This window comes from Dellaglioa sp. CoH-55-MRSF-8 (assembly GCF_056782195.1).
Map to the genome: position 1 here is coordinate 1 of NZ_JBXAYH010000171.1, position 286 is coordinate 286.

Below are 286 nucleotides of genomic sequence, written 5' to 3' on the forward strand. Positions count from 1 at the left end.
GTTTCATGATCATCCCCGTCAATGTACGAGAATTGGGCTGTCGTTTTATTAAGCGAGCCCGGGGCCGAGACCGTGGCTTCCATGAAATGTTCCATCCCCGCGTCTTCGTCAAATTCTGACCACTGTTTGATCGGCATGCGAAGTTTTGCCTGAATATAAAATGCGTCGCTCGAATATACCATCGGGTCAAGGACACCGCTAGCACCACCCGCATACACGATGTAGTAGCCATCCTTTCCGTTGTCCTTTACACACGTGGCCGGCACGTTCAGGGCGCGTGCTACCC

1 protein-coding gene is annotated in these 286 nt (G+C 52.8%); it reads right to left on the reverse strand.

Features of this window, described 5'->3' with window-relative positions:
• Positions 1–286 (reverse strand): hypothetical protein (locus tag AC1RPW_RS08385; protein ID WP_481769506.1); only part of this gene is annotated, 286 nt, incomplete at both ends.